A 21168-nucleotide genomic window follows, 5' to 3' on the forward strand; every position below is an offset into this window, starting at 1 on the left:
ATATTATTCACTTCGATACTTCTCAAGGAGTTGTTAAATGCAAAACGACCCAATCGCTAAATTTCATTTATGGTGGAGCGAAGTCAAGGAAAAGGGAAACTTGAAACATCCTGGTGCTGTATGCGTCTCCACCGTGGCAGAAGATGGATTTCCCAGCGCCCGTTTTGTTGACCTGAAGTCGGCTGCACCAGAGGGCTTTATTTTTTGTACCTGGTTTGATTCACAAAAAGGGAAAGAAATTAACCATAATAATAAGGTCGCGCTGACCTTCTGGTGGGAGGCTCTGGGGTATCAGGTGCGAATTGCGGGCCACGCCCGGCCAGTCAGCGAACAACAGTCTGAGGAATACTGGTCTTCGCGCTCACGCGAAGCACAGCTGGCCACGCTCTGTTTTCAGCAGAGCCAACCACTGGTCTCGGAGTCTGCGATGTTAGGAAAATTTCAGCAGGCTCAGGCTGAAGCACAGGGGCAACCCATAAAGAAACCACCACGCTGGGGCGGCATGTTGGTAGTGCCGCAGTCGATTGAATTCCTGACCTTCCGTGATAACAGGCTGCACCTGCGGGAGCTTTATGACCAACGGGATCAAACCTGGCATCGGCAGCTGCTACAGCCCTGAACGCGCAGAGCACGCTAAACGCCGTCCCCGGCCTTACACCACGGCGGCGGCTTTTTCACGACAGAGTTCTGGAGGAGCCTGATAAGTCAGGCTCCGATATTGAGAACAAGGCCAGTTAGATCGCTTCTTCATCTTCTTCGCCGGTACGGATGCGCACTACCCGTGCCACGTCGTAGACGAAAATTTTGCCATCGCCGATTTTTCCAGTCTGCGCCGTGCGCATAATGGTATCGACACAGGTATCAACGATGTCGTCAGCAATCACAATTTCAATTTTCACCTTAGGCAGAAAATCGACCATGTACTCTGCGCCACGATAAAGCTCGGTATGCCCTTTCTGACGACCAAATCCTTTCACTTCCGTCACCGTCATTCCGGTAATGCCGACCTCAGCCAGCGCCTCACGCACATCATCCAGTTTGAACGGCTTGATAATTGCATCAATCTTTTTCATGGCAGACCCTTTTTTCGCCTTCCGTCGGGCGGAAGAGCAATCAGTTAACATCGCCGGACAGGTCACGCCGGGCGCGCTGTCTCTCTTTTCAGGCAGCTAAACTACCATAAGTCACCCGCGTAACGGCACTGAAAATTATCCTTTGAAATCGGCCGCATCCAGTTCGTGACGGGATAACAATTTATAAAACTCGGTACGATTGCGGCCAGCCAGACGTGCAGCGTTAGTCACATTGCCTTTTGTCATTTGCAGCAGTTTACGCAAATAGTTCAGCTCAAACTGGTTACGCGCCTCAACAAACGTCGGCAATACCGTGTTTTCTCCGGCCAGCGCCTGTTCAATCAGCGCTTCGCTAATCACCGGTGACGATGTCAACGCCACGCACTGCTCAATAACGTTGACCAGCTGCCGGACGTTACCAGGCCAGCTGGCAGCCATCAGGCGCCGCATCGCATCGGTTGAAAAGCTGCGCACAAAGGGCTTATGCCTTTCAGCTGACTGCTTCAGCAGATGGTACGCCAGCAGCGGGATGTCTTCCGCGCGCTCATGCAGCGCCGGTATTTTCAGGCTCACCACGTTGAGGCGGTAGAATAAATCCTCGCGGAACTCATTTTTCTCCATCGCTTTGGGCAAGTCGCGATGGGTGGCGGAGATAATGCGTACATTGATATCCACGTTGAGATTACTGCCCAGCGGACGTACTTTTCGCTCCTGCAATACGCGCAGCAATTTGACCTGTAGCGCCTGCGGCATATCGCCAATCTCATCCAGGAACAGCGTTCCCCCTTCGGCGGCCTGGAACAACCCCTCGCGGCTGCTGACCGCGCCGGTAAAGGCCCCTTTCGCATGTCCAAACAGTTCCGACTCCAGCAGCTGTTCCGGCAGTGCGCCGCAGTTAATGGCGATAAAGGCTTTACCTGCGCGCGGGCTGGCAGCGTGTATCGCCTGAGCCAGCACCTCTTTTCCCGTGCCGCTCTGGCCGTGAATCAAGACGCTGACGTCTGACTGGGCGACCATCCGCGTCTGCTCAAGCAGGCGCAGCATCAGTGGGCTACGGGTGACGATATTGGCGTGCCAAGTTTCATCAGCGACGGGCGCACGATGTGCCAGCGCCTCATCAATGGCTTTATAGAGCGCATCACGATCGACCGGCTTGGTCAGGAAACTGAACACCCCCTGGCGGGTTGCGGCCACGGCGTCAGGAATTGAACCGTGAGCGGTAAGAATAATCACCGGCATGCCCGGTTTTAGCTTCTGGATCTCCACAAACAGCGCCATGCCGTCCATTTCATCCATGCGCAGATCGCTGATGGTCAGATCAAAATTTTCGCGGTTGAGCACGCGCAGCGCCTCTGGGCCGCTGGCGGCGGTAACAACGGTAAATCCTTCGCTGCGCAGGCGCATTCCCAGCAACTTCAGCAAACTGGGGTCATCATCGACCAGCAGTAATCGCACCGATGTTTTGATCATGGATTTGCCTCATCCGCTGATGAATTGCCCGCAGCGCCAGCGTCATGACCATTACTGTCGGTGGCATCTGCCGGACGCCGGGAGGATAGCTGGCGCTCAATATCGGTCAATCGATCTAACTTGCGCCTTGTCGTGGCCAGCTCTTTTTGCAGTGCTGTTTGCTGCTCACGCAGCGTGTCCCGTTCAGCCTGAGCGCTCTGCTCTAAAGCGGCATATCGCGACCGCTCTGCGGATAATTGCAGTAGCGCCACCTGCCCCTCGCGCCACAATATCAGTAAGGGGCGTACCGAAGCCGGGTAATCCTGCGCGTAGCTATCCAGCGGTTGCAGAAAATGACGCCGTTCAATGGGGGTCATATTACCGTGACTGGACAATATGGCCTGCCTGAAAGCATTCTGCCAGTTATCCGCAGCCAAGCCTTTGGCCTCTGCGCGGGCGACAGCAGGCGACAAGCGCGCAGCACAGTCTATGACGCGCTGCCAGTAAAGAGGGTTATTCAGCGCCGCATCATCCGTATAGGAACCGATATATTGGCAGCTGACCAGGTGGAAATCGGCAACGCTGTTCTCCGGCTCAGTCAGGGCGCTGTTCGCCCCCTCCTTTCCATCATCAGGCAGCTTATGGCTGCAAGCCACCAGGCCGAACGTCAGCATTGTGCTGATGAAAAACCGGCGAAAATTTCCGCGCCTGAATACGGCAGAAAAACGGATTAATTGCATGATTCTCCTTTCCCGGCGGAGGTGTTTAATTCAATGCGGAAGCACACATCATCATCGACGCTGTCGATCAGCTGCAAATCCCCGTGCAGCTGGCGCACACAGTCTTTGGCGATGCTCAGGCCGAGACCGCTGCCTTTTACCGCGCCTTTGCGTTGCAGCCCTCCCTGGAAAAAGGGTTCAAAAATCATCGTTTTCTCTGCTGCGGGGATTGGCGTCCCGCTATTTGCCACCTCGATTTGCACCAGACTGCCCTGCTGTCGACTACGTATCCAAATTTTTCCAGATTCTGCGCCGTAGTGTAGCGCATTGGAGTAAAGATTATCGATTGCGCGTAGTAACAAAATCGGTTCGGCTCGACAGTGGCTTACCTGCAAATCAATATCAGTATAAACCCGCTTAGCCCGGGCCGTGAGGCTGTGAGAAGAGACCAGCGTGGCGATAAGCGGCTGAAGCTGAACGTCCTCCAGCTCCAGCGGGCCATCCGCCAGCTTGCGGTTATAGTCCAGCAACTGTTCAATCAGACGCTGTAAATGGCGGCTACTATCGTTAAGGATCGTGACGACTTCGCGCTGATCGGCGGTCAACGGCCCCGCCACCTCGTCAGCCAGCAGTTCAGTGCCTTCGCGCATGCTCGCCAACGGGGTTTTCAATTCATGAGAGATATGCCGCAAAAATTCGTGGCGCTGTGATTCCAGCCAGGCAAGCCGTTCGCTAAGCCAAAGGATACGCTGTCCCAGTGAGCGGATCTCGCGTGGCCCTTTAAACGCCAGGTTCTGGCCCAGTGACTTCCCCTCCCCCAGACGGTTGATCATACGCTCTACGGCTTTGACCGGGCCGATAATCATGCGGGTAAACAGCAGCACCAGCCCGAGACTGAGCAGAAACAGGATCAGCGCCTGCCAGCCGAAATACTGCCCGCGCCCGGCAATTTCCCGCTGCAACTGTAAACCACGCGCAAACGCCACTTCACGCGTTGATCGTACCAGCTGGCCATTGGCCGTAGAGAAATCTTCCAGCCGTTCCGCCGCCGTACGCACCGGGGCGCTGTTTTCACAGTGCATACCGCCAAGCTGGGTGAGCGCGCGCCGCAGGGCTGCATAAATGCGGATGTCCGGTAGCACTGCGGCGTGCGCATCGAGCATTTGTGAATAGCGGCTGTACTGGGTCTGATAAAGGCGCGCCAGCATCGGGTCATCCAGTACGCAGTACTGGCGATAGCTGCGTTCCAACTCAAGGGCCGAGCGCGCCATCGCCTCACTTCTGCGCACGTCGGTCAAGGTGGTGCGGTTGGTGTCCGCCGCGCGGTCACTGAGCGCCGACAGGCTTTCCCAGGCCTGCCATGCCAGTACCAGTAGTGGTAACAGCACCAGTAAAAACGCCATCAGCACCAGCTGGCGCAGAGAACGGGGAAACAGACGCCATCGCTTCACGGCAGGATCTCTTTAAAAAGAACGAATGGCGATGCTAGCTGAGTGCGCGCGCGGAAGGAAGCGCTGCGGCCAAAATGTAAAAAGGCCGGTTCAGTGAACCGGCCTTTCGACGTCACGCCGGAAAACCCGCGTAACAAAATAGGTGGTGCCTAACTCAACGTTGCGTCCGATGTTTGATAACGCCACAAAGTGAACGATTATCGGTGAGGTGGACGACAGGCACCGTATTGTGCATCATTCGAATGTTATGGGCACTTGTCCGCTTGCGCAGGGCTGTCATAACCAAGTGAATGAGCCACTGCTTTGATACAAGCAATTGTCGTGCCAGGCATGAAAAATAATTAAGTAGCTGTTAAAAAAGAATTTTTATCAAGGCAGTAACAAAGTTGTATTAAAACCTGGGCGTTTCACATCAAGAACTGTCTCCATATGGAGACAACGAGAGAGACAACCACAAAAAGCCAGTGAATTCAAAAGGCTGAATGTCTCTTTTTGGAGACATTTTCTAAACAGGATGTCGGCAATCTGCGACAACACGCTCACGCCATAAAAAAAAGGCTGGAATAAATCCAGCCTTTTCAAAAAATTGACTTATGCCAACTGTTTGCGAGCGTTACGGAATATGCGCATCCACGGGCTGTCTTCCCCCCACTCTGCCGGGTGCCAGGAGTTGCTGACGGTGCGGAATACGCGCTCCGGATGCGGCATCATAATGGTGACACGGCCACTTTCATTGGTTACCGCGGTGATACCGTTCGCTGAACCATTCGGGTTAGCCGGATATTGCTCGGTCACCTTACCGTGATTATCGACAAAGCGCAGCGCTACCAGACCTTTGCCCTCCAGCTGTGCCAGGTGCGCCTCGTTACGCACTTCCACAAGGCCTTCTCCATGAGCCACCGCAATCGGCATACGTGAGCCAACCATACCATCCAGCAGCAGTGACGGGCTGGCCGCCACTTCCACCAGGCTAAAGCGCCCTTCAAAGCGCTCTGACTGATTGCGCACAAAGCGTGGCCACGCTTCGCTGCCAGGGATCAGTTCGCGCAGATTAGACATCATCTGGCAACCGTTACACACGCCAAGCGCCAGCGTCTGTGGACGATGGAAGAAGGTTTCAAATTCGTCACGCACGCGCGAGTTGAACAGAATCGATTTCGCCCAACCTTCGCCTGCACCAAGCACGTCCCCGTAGGAGAAGCCGCCACAGGCTACCAGCGCCTCAACATCGCTCAGTCCACGGCGTCCCGCCAGCAGGTCGCTCATATGCACGTCAATCGCCTCAAACCCAGCTCGGTGGAAAGCGGCCGCCATCTCAACGTGAGAGTTAACCCCCTGCTCACGCAGCACCGCCACTTTCGGCCGAGCACCCGTGGCAATAAATGGCGCGGCTACGTCTTCCTGCGGCTTAAAGGTCAGGGCAACGTTAAGACCCGGATCGCGGTCATCTTTCTTCGCCTCATGCTCCTGATCGGCACAGGCCGGGTTATCACGCAGACGCTGCATCTGCCAGGTCGTTTCCGCCCACCAGGTGCGCAGCGTGGTACGGCTTTCACTGTAAACTGCTGAATTGCCACTGGAGAGGGTGAAGCGATCGCCGCTCACCGCCTTGCCCAGCAGATGCACGCAGTCGCCGAGGCCATTGGCTGCCAGCACCTGCCTGACTTCCGCTACATCCGCGGCGGCAACCTGAATTACCGCGCCCAGCTCCTCGTTGAACAGAGCGGCCAGGCTGTCGCTGCCCAGCGCGGCGATATCGGCCTCGATACCGCAGTGGCCGGTAAAGGCCATCTCGGCCAGCGTCACCAGCAGCCCGCCGTCTGAACGGTCATGATAGGCCAGCAGTTTGCCGTCGGCGACCAGCGCCTGAATCGCATGATAGAAACCGGCCAGCTGCTGCGCATCCCGCACGTCGGCAGGCTTATCGCCCAGCTGGCGGTAAACCTGTGACAGCGCGGTGGCACCCAGCGCGTTAACGCCGTTACCGAGATCAATCAGCAGCAGCGCGTTATCGCAGGTCTGCAACTGCGGGGTCACGGTTTTACGCACGTCTTCTACGCGGGCAAATGCGGTGATCACCAGCGACAGCGGTGAGGTCATTTCGCGCTGTTCATTGCCCTGCTGCCAGCGGGTTTTCATCGACATGGAATCTTTACCCACCGGAATGGTGATACCCAGCGCCGGACACAGCTCTTCACCCACCGCTTTAACCGCTTCATACAAACCGGCGTCTTCACCCGGATGTCCGGCTGCCGCCATCCAGTTTGCCGACAGCTTGATGCGCGTCAGTGGGCCGATCTGTGTGGCGGCAATGTTGGTAATGGCTTCGCCGACCGCCAGACGACCAGAAGCGGCAAAGTCGAGCAGTGCCACCGGAGTGCGCTCGCCCAGCGCCATTGCTTCGCCGTAGTAACTGTCGAGGCTGGCGGTAGTCACCGCACAGTTCGCCACGGGGATCTGCCACGGCCCGACCATCTGGTCGCGGGCAACCATGCCGCCAACCGAACGGTCTCCGATACTGATCAGGAAGGTTTTCTCCGCCACGGCGGGCAGGTGCAGCACGCGATGCACCGCATCGGCAAGGGAGATGCCATCTCGTACCAGCGCCTCGCCTTTCACCTGCTGGGTGGTGACATCACGGGTCATTTTTGGCGTTTTGCCTAACAGCACGTCCAGCGGCATATCAATCGGCGTGTTGTCGAAGTGGCTGTCGGTCAGGGAAAGATGCATCTCTTCCGTCGCCTCGCCGATCACCGCGTAAGGTGCGCGCTCACGCTGGCACAGCGCGTCGAACAGCGCCAGGCTTGCCGGGGCAACGGCCAGCACGTAACGTTCCTGAGATTCGTTACACCACACTTCCAGCGGGCTCATGCCCGGTTCGTCATTAAGAATGTCGCGCAGATTAAAGCGGCCGCCGCGTTCGCCGTCGCTTACCAGCTCCGGCATCGCGTTGGACAGACCACCAGCGCCAACATCGTGAATAAACAGAATAGGATTCTCTTCCCCCAACTGCCAGCAACGGTCAATCACTTCCTGACAGCGCCGCTCCATTTCCGGGTTGTCACGCTGTACGGAGGCAAAATCGAGGTCTGCGTCAGACTGGCCAGAGGCCATTGACGAGGCCGCACCGCCGCCGAGGCCGATATTCATCGCCGGGCCACCCAGCACAATAAGCTTGGCCCCCACGCTGATTTCGCCTTTCTGAACGTGATCGGCACGGATATTACCGATACCGCCTGCCAGCATAATCGGCTTGTGGTAGCCACGCAGTTCGCTACCGTTGTGGCTGTTTACCCGCTCCTCATAGGTGCGGAAGTAACCGTTCAGCGCCGGGCGACCAAATTCGTTGTTAAAGGCCGCCCCGCCCAATGGACCATCGGTCATGATGTCCAGCGCGGTGACGATGCGATCAGGCTTGCCGAAATCCTCTTCCCAGGGCTGCTCAAATCCAGGAATACGCAGGTTTGATACCGAGAAACCGACCAGGCCCGCTTTCGGTTTCGCGCCGCGCCCGGTCGCGCCCTCATCACGAATTTCACCGCCGGAACCGGTCGCGGCTCCCGGCCACGGGGAGATGGCGGTCGGGTGGTTGTGGGTTTCCACCTTCATCAGAATGTGCGCATCTTCCTGATGGAAGTCATAGTGCCCCTGCGGGTCGGCGTAAAAACGCCCCACCGTCGAGCCTTCCATTACCGCCGCGTTGTCTTTATAAGCTGACAGCACATGATCCGGGGTTTTCTCGAAGGTGTTCTTAATCATCTTAAACAGCGATTTAGGCTGCTGCTCACCGTCAATAATCCAGTCGGCGTTGAAGATTTTGTGGCGGCAGTGCTCGGAGTTAGCCTGAGCAAACATATACAGTTCTATATCGTTCGGGTTGCGCCCCAGTTTTTCAAACGCCGCCAGCAGGTAGTCGATCTCGTCTTCCGCCAGGGCCAGGCCCAGTTTGATATTGGCCTGAACCAGCGCGTTGCGGCCTTCGCCCAGCACATCGACGCTTTGCAGCGGAGCGGGCTGATGGTGTGCAAACAGCGCTTCCGCCTGCTGGAAATCGCTGAATACGGTTTCCATCATGCGGTCATGCAGCAGTGCAGCCAGCTGCTCCCACTGCGCTTGCGTTAACTGCGGAGCCTTAACATAGAAGGCCATGCCGCGTTCCAGGCGTATCACCTGTGGCAGTGAACAGTTATGGGCAATATCCGTCGCTTTTGAAGACCACGGAGAGAGCGTTCCAGGACGCGGCGTCACCAGCAGCAGACGGCCTTCCGGGGTATGTTCAGCGAGAGAGGGGCCGTATTTTAGCAGGCGCTGCAGACGTGATTTATCATCCGCATTGAGAGGCGCACTGACATCGGCAAAATGGACGTACTCGGCGTAAATATCACTCACCGGCAGGTGAGCGTCCTGAAAGCGGGTCAGCAGTTTGTTAATACGAAATGCCGACAGAGCGGGCGAACCACGCAGAATTTCCATCATTAAAGATCTCTCGTCTCGAAGCGCCGGGCGACGCTTCATTGGGCGCAACAGGGAAAACCGGCGCTATTATAAAGAATCCCCACCCGTTACGAAACCGTTTGCGCAGAATTTAATGGCGGCAAGCGTTGCCTAAAAAACACCCGAAAGTGGTCGAATTCTGTTGCGCCGCTGCCCGTAGTTGAGCAAAATGCTCCACGCTCAGGGGCGATTACAAACCATAAATACTGCCTTAGAAGACAGACACCTGAGAAAAATCGAGAGATAACTATTTGAAACGCTTTAGGTTTAATTATCTGTTGATCGGACTAATCACCGTACTGCTTGCGCTGGCATTGTGGCCATCGATCCCGTGGTATGGCGGCTCAACCGACCGCATCGCGCAGATTAAATCGCGCGGAGTGCTGCGGATCAGCACCATAAACTCCCCGCTGACTTACTACACCGTTAATCAATCTCCGGCCGGTATGGACTACGAGCTGGCAAAACGCTTCGCCGATTATTTAGGGGTCAGGCTTGCGGTCACCGTGCGTCCGAATCTGGCCGATCTGTTTGAGGATTTGGCTGATGATAAGGCTGATGTACTGGCTGCCGGTTTAATCTACAACAGTGAGCGGCTGAAGCGCTTCCGTGCCGGCCCGTCTTACTATTCGGTTTCACAGCAGCTGGTGTACCGCATCGGCACACCGCGACCGAAAAACCTCGGCGATCTTAAAGGCCGCCTGACGGTGGCTTCCGGTTCTGCCTACCTGTCGTCGCTGCAAAAGATAAAAGATCGTCAGTACCCGGATCTCGACTGGGCGATCTCAACCGATCGGACGCCGGACGGCTTATTACAGGCCGTGGCTGACGGCAAGCTCGACTACACCATAGCCGACTCAATATCGATCGGGCTGATGCAGCGTATCCACCCACAGCTGGCGGTAGCATTTGATATTACTGAAGAAGAAGCCGTCACCTGGTACATTCAGCAGGAAGCGAATGACAGCCTGAGCGCCGCAATGCTCGATTTCTTCAGCCAAATGTCAGAAGAAGGTGCTATAACCCGCCTTGATGAAAAATACCTCGGCCATGTCGGCACGTTTGATTATGTCGATACCCGCACTTTCTTGCGCTCTGTCGACGAAACGCTGCCGGATATCCGCCAGCTGTTTGAGAAATATGCGAAGAAGATTGACTGGCGACTGCTGGCGGCGATTTCGTATCAGGAATCGCACTGGAATCCGCAGGCGACCTCCCCCACCGGGGTGCGTGGCATGATGATGCTGACGCGCAGTACGGCAGACAGCCTGAACGTTAGCGATCGAACCGACCCGGAGCAGAGCATTCGTGGTGGCAGCGAATATATGACGCACATGATGGAAAAAGTCCCGCCGGGGGTGCCTGAAGATGAGCGAATATGGTTTGCATTGGCTGCCTACAACATGGGCTACGCCCATATGCTTGACGCGCGCAAGCTGACGGAAAAACAGGAGGGCGATCCGAACAGCTGGGCCGATGTCAAAGTCCGGCTTCCGATGCTCAGCCAGAAACGCTACTACAGCCAGACAACCTACGGGTATGCGCGCGGCCATGAGGCTTACGCCTACGTGGAAAATATCCGCAAATATCAGCTAAGCCTGGTCGGGTATTTGCAGGACCGGCAGAGGAAACTGGCGCAGAAAGTGGCTACCGAGACCGAGCTTAGCCAAGCTTATCCGGCCGTAGAAGCAAATGTTGCCTTAAACTCCGTCAGTGCTTTGCCGCTGCCGTAGCGCTTTTTTCTCTGCCCGCCGCTGGCGAAAAAACTCACTCAGCATTGCGGCACATTCATCGGCCAGCACGCCATAGTCCACCCGCACCTGGTGATTCATCCCCGGATGCCCCAGCACATCAAGCAATGAACCTGCCGCACCGGTTTTCGCATCACGCGCACCATATACCAGCCGCCCGACACGGCCGTGCACCATCGCGCCGGCACACATGATGCAAGGCTCAAGGGTGACATACAGCGTGGTGTCCAGCAGACGATAATTCTCAATCACCTTCCCCCCCTGACGCAACGCCATCATTTCAGCATGCGCCGTCGGGTCATGATGACCAATAGGCCGGTTCCATCCCTCGCCAATCACCTGACCATCCAGCACCAGCAGCGCACCCACCGGCACCTCGCCCTCATTCCAGGCTCGGCGAGCCAGCTGCAGCGCGTGGCGCATCCAGTATTCATCGTTTTGGTCAGTCACCCAAGTCTCCAGCCCAGCAAAAAAACGCAACATTATATACCGAAACGATCGGGGTTGCAGGCCAGCAGTTAACCAGGAAATCTCACGAGCTGGCCCAAGAGCCACTGATGTCGCCAGCCGGATAAAACGGATATCCGTTTATTCCAGCTGCTGAAGCTCCCCTATCGGGGTAACACGAAAACGGTGCTGGCAGAAAAACAGCAGCGGATTATCCTGCTTGCTGTCGCTGTAACCACTGTAGAGCTGTAGCGGCGTACCGATCTGCTCTTCCAGCTGCGCCACCTTTTCATGGCCCAGGCAGCGCATCGTCAGTACTCTGCCACCACAGGTTCGCGCCATTTGACTGGCAATCAGTTTGACCCGTGGCAGAAAAGCGGAATCGAAATAGACCCGCTCCACCAGCGACTGGGGTGAGCCGGTGATCAGCCAGACATCGGCATCTTCACTGCTCAAATAGTCGGTGAGCCGCTGCTGCACCACCGGAAAAGCCGTCACGCGTTGACGAAACCAATGGGCAAACTGCTCTTCCCGTTGCAGCAAACGCGCTTCCGTATGACCGAAGGTGATTGACCAAAGTAGCAGGCTCATCGGCCAGCGCGCCGCTCGGCCCTTTATCAACAGACCCAAACCAATCAGCGGCAGTAATGGGACGACCAGCAACAGATTAAGCGGCTGACGCCACAACAGCCAGCGCATAAAAGTGCCAAACATATCCTGTTGATGCAGGGTGCCATCAAGGTCAAAAAAGACCACGCGTCTTTCACCAGCGGTTGTCAAACCATACTCCTCAGGGCCATTAACCCATAAACCAGACGCACGGCAAATCACAGACTGCTGCAATTTGCCGTGCGGCCAAATACGCATATATTACCGACAGCGGCGGTTTGCGCCAGTCATCCGGGCGGCAACCTTAGCATAGCTAATGACGACCGCGCTAATCCCCTCACGCCGCATTTATTGATGTGCCTGCGGCTGGCTATGGCTCTGTAATGCCGCACGTAAAAATCCAGCGTGCGTTGCCAGACTCTGCGTCGCCTGTTCGGCGGACAGATCCGTCAGCAACATCAGGATAGCCGTTTTCACCTCATACTGCGTCTGCTGCAAGGCGTTCTCTGCCTGCTGCACCTCGCAGCCGGTGGCTTCACAGACCATGCGGCGTGCGCGGTCGACCAGTTTGATATTCGACGCCCGCATGTCCACCATCAGGTTCTGATATACCTTGCCGATTTTTATCATCGCCCCGGTAGAAATCATATTAAGCACCAGCTTTTGCGCAGTGCCCGACTTCAAACGGGTTGAACCGGTCAGCGCCTCCGGCCCGACCACCGGCGAGATCGCTATGTCGGCTTCGAGGGCCAGCGGTGAGTGCGGGTTGCAGGATATCGCAGCGGTGCGGCAGCCCAGCTGACGGGCATAGCGCAGCGCGCCAATCACATAGGGAGTGCGCCCGGACGCCGCCAGCCCGACCACCATATCGTTAGCACTCACATTTACCGTCTGTAGATCGCTGACGCCCTGCTGTTCGTCATCTTCTGCGCCTTCAATCGACGTCACCAGTGCGGCTGGCCCTCCGGCAATCAGCCCGACCACCACGCCATGCGGTATCCCGAAGGTTGGCGGGCACTCCGAGGCGTCCAGCACGCCCAGACGACCGCTGGTACCGGCTCCGATATAAATCAGACGCCCGCCCGCAGAAAGTGCGGCAGCAGCGGCATCGACGGCTTCAGCCACCTGCGGTAAGGTCAGGTTGACAGCACCCGCCACGGTGGCATCCTGCTGGTTAAATTTGGTAACCATTGCCAGCGTCGACAAATTATCAAGATCGAGCGTCTCGGGATTACGCGTTTCGGATATCAGTGAGCCAAGATTCATCATTTCTTTTTCTACCTGTTTTATTTATCCAGCGATGACTATATCTGCATCCACCGGTTTTAATATCAACCGTCAGCCATTTTAACGTGTTTAATTATGGAAACCCTAGAATGCCGAGTTAGACTGAGTATTCTGTCAGTGATCTTTAGCGATAATGCATGATGACGAACCCGAGTACCTGAGAGGAATAGAGATGAGTTCAATGCTGCGTATCCGTCAGCTTTATCCCAGCCTGGCGATGAATGAACGCCGCCTTGCTGACTATCTGCTGTCGCAGCCGGAGCATGCGCGCCACCTGAGTTCACAGAAGCTGGCTGATGAGTCGGGCGTTAGCCAGTCAAGCGTGGTGAAATTTGCCCAGAAACTTGGCTACAAGGGATTTCCCGCGTTGAAGCTGGCGCTAAGTGAATCGCTGGCGGAAAAAGACGCCATCACCGTACACAACCACATTCTGAGTGACGACGCGCTCAAGGTAGTCGGTGAAAAGCTGTTTACGGAGAAAACATCAGCCCTTCGCGCCACGCTGGATATTAACAGCGAAGAGATGCTGCTGGAGACGCTGCGTCTATTAAGGCAGGCCCGGCGTATTGTGCTGATAGGCGTTGGTGCGTCCGGGCTAGTGGCAAAGGACTTTTCCTGGAAGCTGATGAAAATCGGTATCAGCGCCGTGGCAGAACAGGATATGCACGCGCTGCTAGCCAGCGTGCAGGCATTGAGCGTAGGCGATGTGCTGCTGGCCATCTCCTATACCGGAGAGCGGCGTGAGATTAATCTGGCGGCACAGGAAGCCCGGCGCATCGGTGCTACGGTACTGGCCTTTACCGGCTTCACCCCGAATACCCTGCAACAGTCAGCCAACTATTGCCTGTATACCGTTGCGGAAGAGCAGACCACACGCAGCGCCGCTATCTCCTCGACGACCGCCCAGCTGGCGCTGACCGACCTGCTGTTTATGGCCCTGATCCAGCACGATCAGGAACGCGCCTCCAGCCATATTCGCCACAGCGAAGCATTAGTGAAAAAACTGGTTTGATCGAGGAGTGCGCGTATAATACCCTCGCACTTTATAATGTTAACCAGAGAGAATGATGGCGCTGCTAATAACCCCAAAATGTATCAACTGCGATATGTGCGAGCCGGAATGCCCGAATGAGGCGATTTCGATGGGGGAAGAGTACTACCATATTGATAGCAACCGCTGTACCGAGTGTATCGGCCATTACGATGCCCCAACCTGCCAGCAGGTTTGCCCGATCGATCACACCATTATCACCGATCCCCATCGCATTGAAACCACCGACAGGCTATGGGAAAAATTTGTGCAGCTGCATCCCGCTGGTTAACTCTCGATAATGACCGTGGCACAGGCGTAGTGCCGTTCGTCGGCCAGCGTAACGTGCACATGCGCTACGCCCAGCTTCTGCGCCATCTCTTGCGCATGTTGCAAGAAACGCAGCCCCGGCTTGCCCAGCTCATCGTTATAAACTTCAAACTGATTAAATGCCAGACCGCCACGAATGCCGGTACCAAACGCTTTAGCCGCCGCCTCTTTGACGGCAAAACGCTTGGCAAGAAAACGCACCGGCTGCTGATGTGACTGGTACTGCCGCCATTCACTTTCACTCAGCACGCGTCGTGCCAGGCGGTCACCCGTGCGGGAGATCACTGCGGCGATGCGGTCGATCTCCACGATGTCGCTACCGAGACCAAGAATAGCCATTATTAACGAGCTTCTCGCAGCAGCTGCTTCATCTCTTGTACCGCATCGGCCAGACCACTAAACACCGCGCGGCCAATAATGGCATGGCCAATATTCAGCTCAACCATCTCTGGCAATGCAGCAATTGGCAGCACATTGTGGTAGGTAAGACCGTGACCGGCATTGACCTTCAGACCCTTGCCCGCCGCATATGTCGCCGCTTCAGCAATGCGCGCCAGCTCCGTATCACGCGCGGGTCCCTCCGGGGCTTCGGCATAGGCCCCGGTGTGAATTTCAATATAAGGCGCGCCCGCAGCCACTGCGGCATCGATCTGGCTATGATCGGCATCAATAAACAGCGACACCAGAATCCCTGCGGCGTTAAGCCGCTTAACCGCCGCAGTCACTTTATCCCGCTGACCTGCCACATCAAGGCCGCCTTCGGTGGTCACTTCCTCACGCTTTTCCGGCACCAGACAGCAAAAGTGCGGCTGGATTTCACAGGCAATGTCGACCATCTCATCAGTGACGGCCATTTCCAGATTCATACGCGTTTGAATGGTCTGACGCAGAATGCGCACGTCGCGATCGGTGATATGGCGACGATCCTCACGCAGATGGACAGTAATGCCATCGGCCCCTGCCTGTTCGGAAACAAACGCTGCCTGAACCGGATCGGGATAGTTGGTGCCACGGGCATTACGGACGGTGGCAACGTGATCGATATTGACGCCTAACAACAGCTCTGCCATGGGGATCCTCACATGTTCACAAAAGGTTTTTCCGAGTGTACAACGTTCGCTGCTCTCAAGGGTACGATCGCAGGCTATTCTTCCGCTGCTGGCGCGGCGTCTGCCGGTTTTCTCGGCAGAAACTGACGGAAAAGCTCACTGCTCTTCAGCGGTTTACCGCCAAGCCAGGGTTTCAGGGCAATACGGGTAAAACGCTTGGCTGCGCGCAGGGTATCAGCATCAGGAAATTCGCGTGTTGATAACGCACGCAGCTGGCGACCGGTGAAACTACGGTGTCCTGTCACCAGGCTGGCAATAAAGCCTTTCTCTTCACGGTAGCTGTAGGTCATGCCGTCGGCGATCGCTTCGCCGCTGCCTGCACAGTGCAGAAAATCAACGCCGTAACCCAGATGGCCCAGCATCGACAGCTCAAAGCGCCGCAGCGCCGGTTCGGGTGAAGCGGGATCGGCTGCCAGCGTCTGGATACAGTGCAGGTAGTCGAAGAACAGTTCGCTGAAGGCGGTTTCGTGCTGTAGCACGCGTGAAAGGAGTTCGTTAACGTACAGGCCACAGTAAAGTGCGGTGCCGCCAAGCGGCAGAGCCAGTGAGACCGGCTCCGCAGAGCGCAGGGTTTTCACTTCACCACGGCCGCTCCAACGCACCAGCAGCGGAGTAAAGGGCTGCAACGCGCCTTTCAGGCTGGAGCGTTTGGAGCGGGCGCCCTTCGCCAGCACCCGCACCCGCCCGTGCTGCTCGGAGAAGAGATCAAGCAGCAGGCTGGTTTCGCTCCAGGGACGTCCGTGCAGGACAAATGCGCGTTGCCAGCCTTCCATCAGGATCAGAGGTCGTCGGTATAGCCCAGGCTACGTAAGGCGCGTTCATCATCCGCCCAGCCGGACTTCACTTTTACCCACAGTTCAAGGTGGACTTTCGCCTCGAACATCTCTTCCATATCTCTGCGCGCTTCGATACCGATGGTTTTGATTTTCGCGCCTTTGTTGCCGATCACCATCTTTTTCTGTCCCTCGCGCTCCACGAGGATTAGGCCGTTGATGGTCAGACCGCCACGCTCGTTGGTCAGGAACTGCTCGATCTCAACGGTGACGGAATACGGCAGCTCGGCTCCGAGGAAACGCATCAGCTTTTCACGGATGATTTCAGACGCCATAAAGCGCTGTGAACGATCGGTGATATATTCTTCCGGGAAGTGATGTTCCGCTTCCGGCAGGCGCTTACGCACAATGTTGGCGATGGTATCGACGTTGCTGCCTTTCTCGGCAGAGATCGGCACCACGTCCATAAAGTTCATCTGCTGGCCAAGGAACTGTAAATGCGGCAGCAGGATGCTTTTGTCAGTAATGTTATCGACCTTGTTGATCGCCAATAATACCGGCACCTTGCCATCCTTCAGCTTGTTCAGCACCATTTCATCGTCGGCGGTCCAGCGCGTGCCTTCCACGACGAAGATCACCATTTCGACGTCGCCGATTGAACTGCTTGCCGCACGGTTCATCAGACGGTTGATGGCCCTTTTCTCTTCCATATGCAGGCCGGGTGTATCCACATAGATGGCCTGATATTGCCCTTCGGTATGGATGCCCATAATGCGGTGGCGCGTGGTTTGTGGTTTACGCGAGGTGATGGAAACCTTCTGTCCCAATAACTGGTTCAGCAAGGTGGATTTTCCAACGTTCGGACGGCCTACAATAGCAATAAAGCCGCAATGGGTAGTTTGTTCGCTCATTCAATTCCCAGCTTAATCAGCGCCTGTTCGGCCGCTGCCTGCTCAGCTTTGCGACGGCTGGAGCCGGTTCCCACAACCGGTTCTGCCATGCCGCTTACCTGGCAGTGAATAGTAAATTCCTGATCGTGCGCTTCGCCCCTGACCTGTACCACCAGATAAGATGGCAACGGCAGATGGCGACCCTGCAGAAACTCCTGCAGACGCGTTTTTGGATCCTTTTGTTTATCGCCCGGACTGATCTCATCGAGACGGCTGGCGTACCAGCTGAGGATCAGTTGTTCCACCGTCTGGATGTCGCTATCGAGGAATACCCCGCCAATCAACGCCTCAACGGTATCAGCCAGAATCGATTCACGACGGTAGCCGCCGCTTTTCAACTCACCCGGCCCCAGGCGCAAACACTCGCCCAGGTCAAATTCTCGTGCCATTTCAGCCAGCGTATTACCACGAACCAGCGTGGCGCGCATACGGCTCATATCGCCTTCATCCACGCGAGGGAAGCGTTGATAAAGTGCGTTAGCGATCACGTAACTAAGAATAGAGTCACCAAGAAACTCCAGTCTTTCGTTGTGTTTACTGCTGGCGCTACGGTGAGTCAGTGCCTGCTGTAATAATTCCTGATGAGTAAAAGTGTAGCCCAGCTTTCGCTGCAGCTTGTTAATTACGATGGGATTCATGCGTTACCAATTTCTGAATGCGTCAATTATTCTGCACAGGGAACAGGGCTGAGCCAGTACACCAACACGATCTGTTTCGTGTGCAGTGGCCTGTAAAATGACAGGCCACCCTAAGTCAATGTTAACCCAAGGCTAACATCAATGAATACCGCCAATACGGCTAAGGCGAACGCCAGTTGGCCATTCTCCTTCCTGCTTGTCAAAGCTCATCCAGATAGCGGTGGCTTTGCCGACCAGGTTACGTTCCGGCACGAAGCCCCAATAACGGCTGTCAGCGCTGTTATCGCGGTTATCGCCCATCATAAAGTACATGCCCTGGGGCACGACCCAGCTCGACTGCGGCTGCCCCGGTTGCTGATAGTAAGAACCCGACTGGCTTTGTGCCTGAGTCACCAGCAAAATACGATGAGTGACATCGCCCAGCGTTTCATTACGGGTGGCTAAACGCAGCCCACCCGGCATCGACTCACCCTGCGGCAATTGGTAAAAGCCGTTGCCGACTTCGTTGCCGCTAAACCCACTGAAGGTCTGGATGAAATCACTTTGCTGCACGTCAGAATAGGTCACAGGCAGCGCACTGTCACAGCGTTGACCGTCAGCGCAGGCCGGCTGTACCGATACCGTTTTGCTCTGCGGATCGTAGGTTACGCGATCGCCCGGCAGGCCAACCACGCGCTTAATGTAGTCCAGGCTCGGTTCTTTCGGATATTTAAATACCGCAATGTCGCCACGCTTAGGGTGCCCGGTGGCAATAAGCGTGGTCTGCGTAATCGGATCTTTAATACCGTAGGCATATTTCTCCACCAGGATAAAATCCCCGATCAGCAGTGTTGGCATCATCGATCCTGAAGGGATTTGGAATGGCTCATAAATAAACGAACGCACCACAAATACCACTAACAGAACCGGGAACACCGAGGCGGTGGTTTCAACCCAACCCGGCTGTTTATCCGCTTTGGTTTCTGCCGTGCCCTGTGCCAGTGCCGCAGCGCGTTTCGCACGGCGAGCAGGTGCCCATTTGAATTTGTCGATACACCAAACAATGCCGGTGACAAGCGTTGCTATCGCCAAAATCAGAGCAAACATATTAGCCATTCCCATTTCCTCTCGGCCCGAAACCGGGCTTATTTGCTATCTTTACCGACATGGAGAATAGCAAGGAACGCTTCCTGTGGTAATTCGACATTACCCACCTGCTTCATGCGTTTCTTACCGTCTTTCTGTTTTTGCAGCAGTTTTTTCTTACGACTGACGTCACCGCCATAACACTTGGCAAGCACGTTTTTACGTAGCTGCTTCACCGTTGAGCGGGCGATAATATGATTACCGATTGCCGCCTGTATAGCGATATCAAACTGCTGACGCGGGATCAGATCTTTCATCTTTTCCACCAGCTCACGTCCACGATACTGTGAGTTGTCGCGGTGTGTGATCAACGCCAGTGCATCAACGCGCTCACTGTTAATCAGCACGTCAACACGCACCATGTCAGAGGCCGCGAAGTTTTTAAAATTATAGTCCAGTGACGCATAGCCGCGTGATGTCGACTTCAGGCGGTCAAAGAAGTCGAGTACCACTTCAGCCATCGGGATCTCATAGGTCAACGCCACCTGGTTACCGTGGTAAACCATGTTGGTCTGCACGCCGCGTTTTTCGATGCACAGCGTGATAACGTTACCCAGATACTCCTGCGGCAGCAGCATATGACACTCGGCGATGGGCTCACGCAGCTCTTCGATATTATTGAGCGGCGGTAACTTGCCCGGGCTGTCAACGTAAATGGTCTCGCCTTCGGTGGTCTGAACTTCATACACCACGGTGGGTGCGGTGGTGATCAGTTCAAGATCGTACTCACGCTCCAGGCGCTCCTGAATGATCTCCATATGTAGCAGACCCAGGAAGCCGCAGCGGAAGCCGAAGCCCAGCGCTGTGGAGCTTTCCGGTTCGTAGAACAGTGAGGCATCATTGAGGCTCAATTTGCCCAGCGCATCGCGGAAAGCTTCATAATCATCAGAGCTGATCGGGAACAGGCCGGCATAAACCTGCGGCTTCACCTTTTTGAAGCCGGGTAACGCTTTTTCCGCCGGATGACGTGCCAGCGTCAGGGTATCGCCCACCGGCGCACCGAGGATATCTTTGATGGCGCAGACCAGCCAGCCCACTTCGCCGCAGTTCAATACGTCGGTATCGACGCGTTTTGGCGTGAAGATCCCTAAACGATCGGCGTTATAAATCTGGCCGGTACTCATGACCTTGATTTTTTCGCCCTTGCGCATGGTGCCGTTTTTAATACGCACCAGCGACACCACACCCAGATAGTTATCAAACCAGGAGTCGATGATCAGCGCCTGCAACGGGCTTTCAGGATCGCCTTCCGGTGGCGGAATATCCCGCACCAGACGCTCCAGCACTTCGGGTACGCCAACGCCGGTTTTGGCCGAGCAGCGCACCGCGTCAGTGGCATCAATGCCGACGATATCTTCAATTTCTTGCGATACGCGATCCGGATCGGCCGCCGGCAGGTCGATTTTATTCAGTACCGGTACGACTTCCAGATCCATTTCCATCGCGGTGTAGCAGTTGGCCAGCGTCTGGGCTTCCACGCCCTGCCCGGCATCAACGACCAGCAGTGCGCCTTCGCAGGCCGCCAGCGAACGGGACACTTCATAGGAGAAGTCTACGTGGCCCGGCGTGTCGATAAAATTGAGCTGGTAAGTCTCACCGTCTTTCGCATGGTAATCGAGGGTGACGCTTTGCGCTTTGATAGTAATGCCACGCTCACGCTCTAAATCCATTGAGTCCAGCACCTGGGCAGCCATTTCACGCTCGGTCAGACCGCCGCAGATTTGGATCAGGCGGTCAGAGAGCGTTGACTTGCCGTGGTCAATGTGGGCGATGATTGAAAAGTTTCTTATATGCTTCATTTATATGAATTTTATTCGCAAGTTGAATCGTTCGTTTCTGCGCAGTGGATACGGCTTTGGACATTTCTATCATTGCACCCACCATCAATGTGCCAGCATATTACACTGTTAGCTTCGCTCACGAAAGAATACAA

At 55.7% G+C, this 21168-nt stretch carries 19 protein-coding genes; 4 read left to right on the forward strand and 15 right to left on the reverse strand.

The window, feature by feature from the left end; genetic code table 11:
* The first annotated feature begins 37 nt into the window (after window positions 1–37).
* Window positions 38–619, forward strand: coding sequence for a pyridoxamine 5'-phosphate oxidase (gene pdxH / locus EPIR_RS12735; RefSeq protein ID WP_023655834.1), 582 nt, complete (start codon window positions 38–40; stop codon window positions 617–619).
* A gap of 115 nt (window positions 620–734) precedes the next feature.
* Here the strand turns inward: pdxH and glnB are convergent, their stop codons facing one another.
* The 5 genes from glnB to purL all read right to left on the reverse strand — a co-directional run bounded on the left by glnB (window position 735) and on the right by purL (window position 9168).
* Window positions 735–1073 (reverse strand): nitrogen regulatory protein P-II, encoded by a 339-nt coding sequence (glnB, locus tag EPIR_RS12740; RefSeq protein ID WP_004159160.1) that lies wholly within the window; start codon window positions 1071–1073, stop codon window positions 735–737.
* A 135-nt stretch (window positions 1074–1208) separates the two neighbouring features.
* Entirely contained in the window at window positions 1209–2543 is a 1335-nt protein-coding gene (gene glrR / locus EPIR_RS12745) for a two-component system response regulator GlrR (RefSeq protein WP_023655836.1), read from the reverse strand.
* The gene (gene qseG / locus EPIR_RS12750; RefSeq protein ID WP_023655837.1) at window positions 2540–3262 is read right to left on the reverse strand and encodes a two-component system QseEF-associated lipoprotein QseG; all 723 of its coding nucleotides are present in this window, start codon (window positions 3260–3262) and stop codon (window positions 2540–2542) included. The genes glrR and qseG overlap by 4 nt, the downstream gene beginning before the upstream one ends.
* Window positions 3253–4692, reverse strand: a complete 1440-nt coding sequence (locus EPIR_RS12755; protein ID WP_023655838.1) for a sensor histidine kinase — start codon at window positions 4690–4692, stop codon at window positions 3253–3255. Before EPIR_RS12755 ends, qseG begins: the two co-directional genes overlap by 10 nt.
* 591 nt (window positions 4693–5283) lie before the next feature.
* Window positions 5284–9168 carry a phosphoribosylformylglycinamidine synthase gene (purL, locus tag EPIR_RS12760; RefSeq protein ID WP_048697559.1) on the reverse strand — a complete coding sequence of 1295 codons (3885 nt, stop codon included), beginning with the start codon at window positions 9166–9168 and terminating at the stop codon, window positions 5284–5286.
* 269 nt (window positions 9169–9437) lie between these two features.
* Between purL and mltF the strand changes: the two genes are divergently transcribed.
* A complete protein-coding gene (mltF, locus tag EPIR_RS12765) occupies window positions 9438–10919 on the forward strand; it encodes a membrane-bound lytic murein transglycosylase MltF (protein ID WP_023655842.1) in 1482 nt (493 codons plus the stop codon).
* Here the strand turns inward: mltF and tadA are convergent.
* The 3 genes from tadA to murQ form a co-directional block, all read right to left on the reverse strand.
* Window positions 10887–11387, reverse strand: coding sequence for a tRNA adenosine(34) deaminase TadA (gene tadA / locus EPIR_RS12770; RefSeq protein ID WP_023655843.1), 501 nt, complete (start codon window positions 11385–11387; stop codon window positions 10887–10889). The genes mltF and tadA overlap by 33 nt on opposite strands.
* A gap of 138 nt (window positions 11388–11525) precedes the next feature.
* Window positions 11526–12098, reverse strand: a complete 573-nt coding sequence (yfhb, locus tag EPIR_RS12775) for a phosphatidylglycerophosphatase C (RefSeq protein ID WP_420834762.1) — start codon at window positions 12096–12098, stop codon at window positions 11526–11528.
* A 243-nt stretch (window positions 12099–12341) separates the two neighbouring features.
* Window positions 12342–13259, reverse strand: a complete 918-nt coding sequence (murQ, locus tag EPIR_RS12780) for an N-acetylmuramic acid 6-phosphate etherase (protein WP_048697592.1) — start codon at window positions 13257–13259, stop codon at window positions 12342–12344.
* Between the two features lie 193 nt (window positions 13260–13452).
* Between murQ and EPIR_RS12785 the strand changes: the two genes are divergently transcribed.
* Together EPIR_RS12785 and EPIR_RS12790 are read left to right on the forward strand one after the other, a co-directional pair.
* Window positions 13453–14292, forward strand: coding sequence for a MurR/RpiR family transcriptional regulator (locus EPIR_RS12785; RefSeq protein ID WP_048697561.1), 840 nt, complete (start codon window positions 13453–13455; stop codon window positions 14290–14292).
* A gap of 55 nt (window positions 14293–14347) precedes the next feature.
* Window positions 14348–14602 (forward strand): YfhL family 4Fe-4S dicluster ferredoxin, encoded by a 255-nt coding sequence (locus tag EPIR_RS12790; RefSeq protein WP_048697564.1) that lies wholly within the window; start codon window positions 14348–14350, stop codon window positions 14600–14602.
* Here EPIR_RS12790 and acpS read toward each other — a convergent pair.
* The 7 genes from acpS to lepA all read right to left on the reverse strand — a co-directional run bounded on the left by acpS (window position 14599) and on the right by lepA (window position 21034).
* The gene (acpS, locus tag EPIR_RS12795; protein WP_023655848.1) at window positions 14599–14979 is read right to left on the reverse strand and encodes a holo-ACP synthase; all 381 of its coding nucleotides are present in this window, start codon (window positions 14977–14979) and stop codon (window positions 14599–14601) included. The two genes, EPIR_RS12790 and acpS, sit on opposite strands and share 4 nt — an antisense overlap.
* Before the next feature lie 2 nt (window positions 14980–14981).
* Entirely contained in the window at window positions 14982–15710 is a 729-nt protein-coding gene (gene pdxJ / locus EPIR_RS12800) for a pyridoxine 5'-phosphate synthase (RefSeq protein WP_023655849.1), read from the reverse strand.
* Window positions 15711–15784: 74 nt separating this feature from the next.
* Window positions 15785–16522 carry a DNA repair protein RecO gene (gene recO / locus EPIR_RS12805; RefSeq protein WP_023655850.1) on the reverse strand — a complete coding sequence of 246 codons (738 nt, stop codon included), beginning with the start codon at window positions 16520–16522 and terminating at the stop codon, window positions 15785–15787.
* Between the two features lie 5 nt (window positions 16523–16527).
* Window positions 16528–17433 carry a GTPase Era gene (era, locus tag EPIR_RS12810; protein WP_023655851.1) on the reverse strand — a complete coding sequence of 302 codons (906 nt, stop codon included), beginning with the start codon at window positions 17431–17433 and terminating at the stop codon, window positions 16528–16530.
* Window positions 17430–18110, reverse strand: a complete 681-nt coding sequence (gene rnc / locus EPIR_RS12815) for a ribonuclease III (protein WP_023655852.1) — start codon at window positions 18108–18110, stop codon at window positions 17430–17432. Before rnc ends, era begins: the two co-directional genes overlap by 4 nt.
* A 138-nt stretch (window positions 18111–18248) precedes the next feature.
* The gene (lepB, locus tag EPIR_RS12820; RefSeq protein ID WP_023655853.1) at window positions 18249–19205 is read right to left on the reverse strand and encodes a signal peptidase I; all 957 of its coding nucleotides are present in this window, start codon (window positions 19203–19205) and stop codon (window positions 18249–18251) included.
* A gap of 29 nt (window positions 19206–19234) precedes the next feature.
* Window positions 19235–21034: a translation elongation factor 4 gene (gene lepA / locus EPIR_RS12825; RefSeq protein WP_023655854.1), complete on the reverse strand. Its 1800-nt coding sequence runs from the start codon at window positions 21032–21034 to the stop codon at window positions 19235–19237.
* Window positions 21035–21168: the final 134 nt, after the last annotated feature.

This window comes from Erwinia piriflorinigrans CFBP 5888, from assembly GCF_001050515.1.
In the GTDB taxonomy this organism is placed as follows: Bacteria; Pseudomonadota; Gammaproteobacteria; order Enterobacterales; family Enterobacteriaceae; genus Erwinia; species Erwinia piriflorinigrans.